Consider the following 7,262-nt stretch of genomic DNA (forward strand, 5'->3'; position numbering starts at 1 on the left):
GGCGGGTTGAAATCCGCCCCTACATCGCCGTGTTTTTGCGCTACGCCTTACCCTAGCGCGGCCTCTAGCGCCCCAAACGCCTTGTCCAGATCGAATCCCCCACCCTGGGCTAAGGCCCCCTTGCCCCCGCCGCGTCCCCCGGCGGCCTCGGAGAGCTTCTTCATCACCGCGCCCGCATCCAGCCCCCGGCCCTGGGCGGCCTTGCTGACCTTGATCACCAGGTTCTGCCCCGAGCCCACCGCCACCAGGTCGGCTTTGTGCTTGTCCAGCAGCTCGTCGGCTGCGCCGCGCAAGGCCCCGGCCTCGAGGCCCTCGAGCCTGACCACCAGATAGGTGTAGCCGTTGGCCTCCTGGAGCCGGGCTCCCGCCGAGCTGCCCCCAAGCTGGGCTCGAGCCAGCTCCAGCCTGAGCCGCTCGATTTCCTTTTCGCGGGCCTTGAGCTCCTCTTGCAGCTTGCTCACCCGTTCCGGCAGGCTTTCGGGGGCCGTGCCAAGCTCGCGGGCCAGACCGTTCACCCGGTCCAGCATCTCGCGCACAAACCGGGTCGCGCCGCTACCGGTGAGGGCCTCGATGCGCCGCACCCCCGCCGCCACCGACTCCTCCCCTACCACCACAAACGCGCCAATCTCGCCGGTGCGCCGCACATGGCAGCCGCCGCACAGCTCCTTGGAGGCCACCTGATCCACCGTGCCCTCCACACTCACCACCCGCACCACGTCGCCGTATTTCTCCCCAAAAAGGGCCATAGCCCCTTCCTTGCGGGCTTCTTCCAGGGGCTTGTAGGTGTAGCTGACCGGGAAGTCGGCCTGAATCCAGCGGTTGACCAAAAGCTCGACCCGGGCCAGGTCTCTGGGCGCAATCGGCTCGAACTGGCTGAAGTCGAAGCGGAGCCGGTCTGGCCCCACATAGCTGCCTTTTTGCTGGACATGGGGGCCCAGCACGGCCCGCAGGGCCGCGTGCAGCAGGTGGGTGGCGGTGTGGTTTTTCTCGGTCTCGCGGCGCTGGATGTCCACCAACGCCCGCACCACCGTGCCGGCCTCGAGGCGGCCCTCCTCCACCCGTGCTAGGTGCAGGAAGATGCCGTCGGGGTTTTTCTGGGTGGTGCTGACCCTAGCCCAGCCGCCCTCCCACTCCAGAATGCCCGAATCCCCCACCTGGCCGCCCCCCTCGGCATAGAAGGGGGTTTTGTCCAGCACCACCTGCACCTCGCTTCCGGCGGGGGCTTCCTCCAGGGTTTGCTCGCCCAATAGCAGCAGCTTGACCTGAGCCTGGGCTTCCAGCGCCTCGTAGCCCACAAAGTTCGTGCCCCCGTAGTCGGCGGCTAGGGCCGAGAGGGCCTCGTTGGATTTCTTGAAAAGCGTCTTGTCGAAGGCCATGCGCCGCCGGGCCAGCTCCTGGGCCTCTTCCAGGGCCTTTTCGTAGCCCTCGGTGTCCACCTTAATCCCGCGCTCGTCGGCTATTTCCAGGGTGAGGTCGAGCGGGAATCCGTAGGTATCGTAGAGGGTGAAGGCGTCCCGGCCCGAAAGGACACCCCCCGGCGCCAAGCCCGCCAGCATCGCATCCAGGCGCTTGATGCCGCTTTCCAGGGTACGCAGGAACTGCTCCTCTTCAATCCGAATTTGCTTCTGCACGCTCCCCAGGTGCTCCTTTAGCTCGGGGTAGACCCCACCCATCACCTCGGCCACCACCTCGGCCAGCCGGTACATGAAGGGTTCGCGCAGGCCCAGCAGGTAGCCAAAGCGCACCGCCCGGCGCAGCAGGCGGCGCACCACGTAGCCTCGCCCGGTGTTGGAGAAATGGGCCCCGTCGGCCAGGATGAAGGCCACCGCGCGGGCGTGTTCGGCGATCACCCGGTGCGCCACCGAGCGGGGGCCTTCGTAGCTGATGCCCGTCAGCTCTTCAATTTTGGCAATCAGGGGTCGGAACTCGTCGGTCTCGTAGAAGTCGGTGACGCCCTGCAACACCATCGCCACCCGGGCTAAGCCCATCCCGGTATCAATGTTGGGCTTGGGCAGAGGCTCCAGCACGCCGCCGTCCTTGCGGTCGTACTGCGGGAAAACCAGGTTCCAGATTTCCACAAAGCGGTTGCTCTCGCGGGTCTCGTAGTAGTCGGCCCAGGTGTCGCTGCCGAACTCGGGCCCCCGGTCGTAGTAAATCTCGCTGCACGGCCCGCAGGGGCCGTTGGGGCCTTTGGTGGGGGCGTTTTGCGGCCAGAAGTTTTCGTCGGCGTCGAAGCGGTGGATTTTTTCCGGGGGTACGCCCACCCGCGTCCAGTGCTCGAAAGCCTCGTCGTCATCCTTGTAGATGGTGACGTAGAGGCGCTCGGGTTCCAGGCCCAGCCACTTCGGGTCGGTCAGAAACTCCCAGGCCCACTCGATGGCTTCTTTCTTGAAGTAGTCGCCAAAGCTGAAGTTGCCCAGCATCTCGAACACGGTCTGGTGGCGGTTGGTGCGGCCCACATTCTCGATGTCGCCGGTGCGTACCGACTTCTGGCAGGTGGTAACCCGGTACCACTCCCCTTCGTGGCCGGGAAAGACCGGCTTTTTGCCGGTGAAGTAGGCTTTGAGGGGGGTCATGCCCGCGTTGATAAAGAGCAGGGTGGGGTCGTCCTGGGGAATCACGCTAAAGCTCGGCAGGCGCAGATGCCCCTTGGACTCGAAGAACTGGAGGAATTTCTCACGGATTTCGGCGGTTTTCATCGTGGCCTCTCAAACTAACCCAGCATAAGAAAAGATGCCCGGCCAGGCAAACCTCACTGGCTCCCCGAAAGGAGGGGGCGAGAGGGCAGCACAGCCCTAACTAATGATACCGGCGCCGTGCAGCAACGGACGGCAGGGTGATGAGCGTGCCTGCGGTCTCGAGCCAAATGAACGGTATTTGTATTTTGAAGAGATTTCAGGGCAGCTCAGGCACGCTCGCACCTTCGGTCTCGAGCCAAATAAACGGCATCGGTGTCGTAAAGAACCTTTGCGATAGGCTACACATGCTCGCACCTTCGGTCTCGAGCCAAAACTTGCCGCTGCCTTCCAGGGCGGCAGGCCTCTGGCACTGCCGGAATGGCCGTTCTTTGGCTTCAAGGCGTGGTCAGGTGGGATCCTGGAAAGGGCGGCCCGGCCCCGATGGCCTTCAGGAGTGTGGCGCTATTTATGGACGCTCTTGGCTTGGCTCGAGTACAATCTTCGTCTGTGAACTACGGGATTTTCGACGACATCGCCCAGGAAGCCCTGGAAAAAACCCAGGCTGACCTGGCCCGGTATCCCTACGAACGCTTTGAAACCTACTATACCTTCGCCGACAAAACCATTATTCCCACCTTCCTGACCCAGCCGGTCTCGCGCACCCAGGTCAATACCCGGCAACTCTTCTACACCACCAAAGGCCCGCGGGAGCTTTTTCCGGCGTTCGGGGCCTCCATGAGCATGATGCGGAGCCGCTTTGCCCGCGACGTGTGGGACGAAGGGAATGGGGGCGTGCACATTTTGCCGCGGGTGGGCCTGTCCGAAGAGGAACGCTTAGCCGATGTGCGGGCCAGCGCCCCGGCCCTGGTGGGGGCGGCCCTCGGCACGAACGAGAAGGAAGATTTCCTGGCCGAACTCTTCGCCCAACCCAACCTAATCTTCGCCTCGATTGACATTGCCCACGGGGCCAACGCGGCGGTGCTGCCGGTGCTGGCCAAGATTCGCGGGCTGGGCCTGGACAGCGGCATCATCCTGGGCAACGTGGGCTCCATCGAGGGCTTCGCCTATGCCTACTGGTTGATGAAGCTTTCGGGCTTCCAGCACTTCATCCTGAAGGTGGGGGTGGGGCCAGGCTCGGTCTGCACCACCCGCATCAATACCGGCGTGGGGGTGGGCCAGCTATCGCTGCTCGAGGAAATTCGCAGGTTCCAGGCGGTGGTGGGCTACACCGACGCGCAGGTCATTGCCGATGGGGGGGTGAACAGCTCGGGCGACTTCGTGAAGGCCCTGGCCTACAGCGATGGGGTGATGATGGGCAAGTTCTTTGCCTCGGGGAGCTTCGAGGACGAGGTGCTCATCAAGAAGGACGGGCAGCTCGAGGGCGTGCTGCTGTACGGCATGGCCTCCACCCTGGTCACTGAAAAACGCAACTTCATCGAGGGCTCCTCGCAAACCCTGCGGGCCTTCCACCACACCGCCCAGGAAGCGATTGCGCGGCTGCGCGAAGGTTTGCAAAGCGCCATGACCTACGTCAACGCCACCAACCTGACCGAGTTCCGGGGCAACGTGCGCTTTGCCAGGAACTCGGCGGCGGCCATTACCGAGGCGGGGGTGCATTAGAGGTCTGGGCGCAGGCTTCAGGTTCCGTCCAACGAGATTTCGAAGTTGGTGGGGCGTCCAAGGCCATCAGGCTATCGGGCTACCCCTCATCACTTGCAGGCTCCAGGCCATAGATCTCCAGATACCGCCTCACCCTCCACTCTAGCGTTGGCAATGGCGCGACCTCGCCGCAGACCCAGTCCGGGGTGTAGTGGCGGCAGACCTGCGGGCGGGTTTCGTAGATGGCGCATTGACACCTGCCATCCAGATGTTTGCAGGGCACGCCTAAGGGCTTTTGCAGAGCGGCAATGTCTGGGGCGGTACAGCAAGCCCCGCAAAGGGTGCATTCCTGGTGCCAGAAGGTAGAAGGATAGACCGAGCTCATCGGGCTTGCTGCAACACCTCGCGGATGCGCCAGAAGGCCAGGTAGAGGTGGTGGGCCTCGTGCACCAGGAAGAGCTCGAGCCACGCCCGCAGCGGCATGGGCCCGGCTGCGCTGTGGACGCCCACCCGATCCAGTTGGGCTTCGCTCAGGGCGGCGACCTGCTGATTGAGCTGGGCCCGAAGCGACTTAAGCTCGGCCAGCACCTCCTCGGGTGAACGCTCCACCAGCAGCAAAAAGGCTGGCTCGCTGTCGGGCTTAAGGCGCTCGATCAGGGGGGCTTCTTCTTGCAGGATGCGGGCCATGCGATCCTGGGTGACCAGGGTGAAGTGGGCCAGGTGGGCGAAGTTCTCGTGGGCCGACCACTTTTCGGGCAGGCTGCGCCGGCGCAGTTGCTCAGGGGTTGCCGGGCCCACTATTTGCGGCAGTCCGGCCAGGGAAAGCTCAAATCGGGTCAAAAGGGTGTTGTTCATAGTCTTAGCCTATACCGCCTGGGCAGGCATATTCCAGTTTGGCCCCGGCCCTTTCCATTTTGAACCACACAGCCGGGCCCATATCCCACTTTTTTCGGCAATAGCGGTTATTCTGATGGGCGTGGAAGTGCTGGCGCTGGTCTATCGCAATCTGCGGGCGCGGCCCATTCGCAGCATTCTGACCCTGCTGGGGATTGTGGTCTCGACGGCCTCGATGGTGCTTTTTTTGTCGTTTGGCGAGGGGCTTCGCAAGGCCCTGGGAGCAGAGCTGTCCAACGTGGGGCCGGCCATTCTGGTGCTGCCCGAGGGTGTGGAGGCCATCAGCCCCGGCTACCCCGAGCTACGCCCCGACACCTTACGGCAGATCCAATCCGCCGCAAAAGAACTCGGCCTTACCCAGGTCATCCCCACCGCCACCTTTGCCAGGGGGGGGTTCGACCCCTCGAGCAGCTTCATCTTTCAGGGCCTGCCCCAGGGGTTTGGGCCCAAAGACCTCTACCCCAACGCCCAGCTCGCCTCCGGCAGCCCCACACCCGGCACGGCAGGGGCGGTGGTGGGCGGTGGCATTGCCCAGCGCAACAACCTTTCGGTGGGCAAAACCCTGCGCCTCAACCCCCAGGTCTCGCTCAAGGTGGTGGGGGTGCTGCAAAAAACCGGCGGCATCACCGACAGCTTTATCTTTGTGCCCATCGAGGCAGTGCAGACCGTGCTGAACACCGAAAACTTCACCTCCATTCTGCTCTCCATCGAGCCGGGCCGCCGGGCCGAAGAGGTGGCCCAGCTTGTCAAGCAAAAAATTGCCGGCGTGGAAGCCCAGACCGCCGGCGATGTGATGCGCTTTGCCGAGCGGGCGGTGCGGATTTCCGACCTGGTGCGCTTCGGTATCAGCCTGGTGGCCCTGATTGTGGGCGGGCTGCTGGTGGCCAACACGGTCATGATGTCGGTTTACGAGCGCATCCGCGAGTTTGGCCTGATGCGGGCCTTGGGGGCCAAGCGCAACTTCATCTTTGGCCTGGTGCTGCTCGAGGCGCTGCTGCTGGGTGTGGTGGGGGGGCTGCTGGGCCTGCTGCTGGGGCAGGCAGCCTCGGGGCTGGTCAACTGGTACACCGGACGGGAGGTGGGCCTGGCCCTCTCGGCCATCACCTTCCGCCTGGCTTCCTTTGCCCTGCTGGTGGCGGTGGTGCTGGGGCTTTTGGCCGGGTTCCTGCCGGCCCGCACCGCCAGCCGCCTGAAGGTGGTCGAGGCCTTGGGGAGGGTGTGATGCTCGAGGCCATCAACCTGCACAAGCGCTACCACCAGGGCGAGATTGACGTGGTGGCAGTGGATCACTTCACCTATCGCTTTCCCCCCGGCCTGACCGCCATTGTGGGGCCTTCGGGTTCGGGCAAGACCACCCTCTTGAACCTGCTGGCGGGCTTCGACGTGCCCAGCGAAGGGGAGGTACGGCTGGACACCACCCCCCTTTCGACCCTGCCCGAGGATGGCCGTTCGGAGGTACGCCTGAAGCACATGGGCTTTGTGTTTCAGCAGTGGAACCTGATTCCCACCCTGACGGCCCTGGAGAATGTGGCCTTTCCCCTGATGCTGGCGGGCTATGGCTTCAAGGAGCGCACCGCCCGGGCCAGCCAACTGCTGGAAGCGGTGGGGCTGGGCCAGCGGGGCCGCCACCTGCCCAGCAAACTCTCGGGCGGGGAGCAGCAGCGGGTGGCCATTGCCCGCGCACTGGCCCTGAACCCGCCCATCCTGTTTGCCGACGAACCCACCGGCAACCTCGACTCGGTTTCGGGGGCCCGGGTGGTGGAGCTGCTGCTGCGCCAGGCCCAGGAGGGCCGCACGGTGATTCTGGTCACGCACGACCTCGAGCTTGCCCGCAGGGCCGAGCGCATTCTGCACCTCAGGGACGGGCGCTTGTTGCGGGTGGAGGAAATGCGCACGGCTCAGGCAGTCGAGGCGCTGGAGCGTTGAATCGAGTGAAAAGGGGAGAGCGCCGAGGTACAACCGCGCAAGCTACGTTCGAGGCTGCACAAGCTGAAAGGGTGGTCGGGCGCAGGTTGTGGGCCTGCTACCCCTAAGGTATTGTGAGCCATTCTGAGAAAGCCTGGTTCTGAACAGAACAGTGGCCGCCTGGAA

At 64.1% G+C, this 7,262-nt stretch carries 5 protein-coding genes; 3 read left to right on the plus strand and 2 right to left on the minus strand.

Going from position 1 to position 7,262, the window contains the following annotated elements:
* Positions 1 to 47: 47 nt before the first annotated feature.
* Entirely contained in the window at positions 48 to 2,699 is a 2,652-nt protein-coding gene (alaS, locus tag NZN28_RS06465; protein ID WP_295396334.1) for an alanine--tRNA ligase, read from the minus strand.
* Between the two features lie 486 nt (positions 2,700 to 3,185).
* On the opposite strand from alaS, the gene NZN28_RS06470 reads away from it, so the two are divergent.
* Entirely contained in the window at positions 3,186 to 4,298 is a 1,113-nt protein-coding gene (locus NZN28_RS06470) for an IMP dehydrogenase (RefSeq protein ID WP_295396337.1), read from the plus strand.
* Positions 4,299 to 4,658: 360 nt separating this feature from the next.
* Here NZN28_RS06470 and NZN28_RS06475 read toward each other — a convergent pair whose 3' ends face one another.
* A complete protein-coding gene (locus tag NZN28_RS06475) occupies positions 4,659 to 5,132 on the minus strand; it encodes a DinB family protein (protein WP_295396338.1) in 474 nt (157 codons plus the stop codon).
* A 121-nt stretch (positions 5,133 to 5,253) separates the two neighbouring features.
* Between NZN28_RS06475 and NZN28_RS06480 the strand changes: the two genes are divergently transcribed.
* Both NZN28_RS06480 and NZN28_RS06485 read left to right on the plus strand, forming a co-directional pair.
* Positions 5,254 to 6,393 carry an ABC transporter permease gene (locus tag NZN28_RS06480; RefSeq protein WP_295396342.1) on the plus strand — a complete coding sequence of 380 codons (1,140 nt, stop codon included), beginning with the start codon at positions 5,254 to 5,256 and terminating at the stop codon, positions 6,391 to 6,393.
* Complete coding sequence (locus NZN28_RS06485; RefSeq protein WP_295396341.1) at positions 6,393 to 7,097, plus strand: ABC transporter ATP-binding protein; 705 nt, start codon at positions 6,393 to 6,395, stop codon at positions 7,095 to 7,097. Before NZN28_RS06480 ends, NZN28_RS06485 begins: the two co-directional genes overlap by 1 nt.
* Positions 7,098 to 7,262 lie beyond the last annotated feature (165 nt).

Source organism: Meiothermus sp., assembly GCF_025056915.1.
Lineage (GTDB): Bacteria > Deinococcota > Deinococci > Deinococcales > Thermaceae > Meiothermus.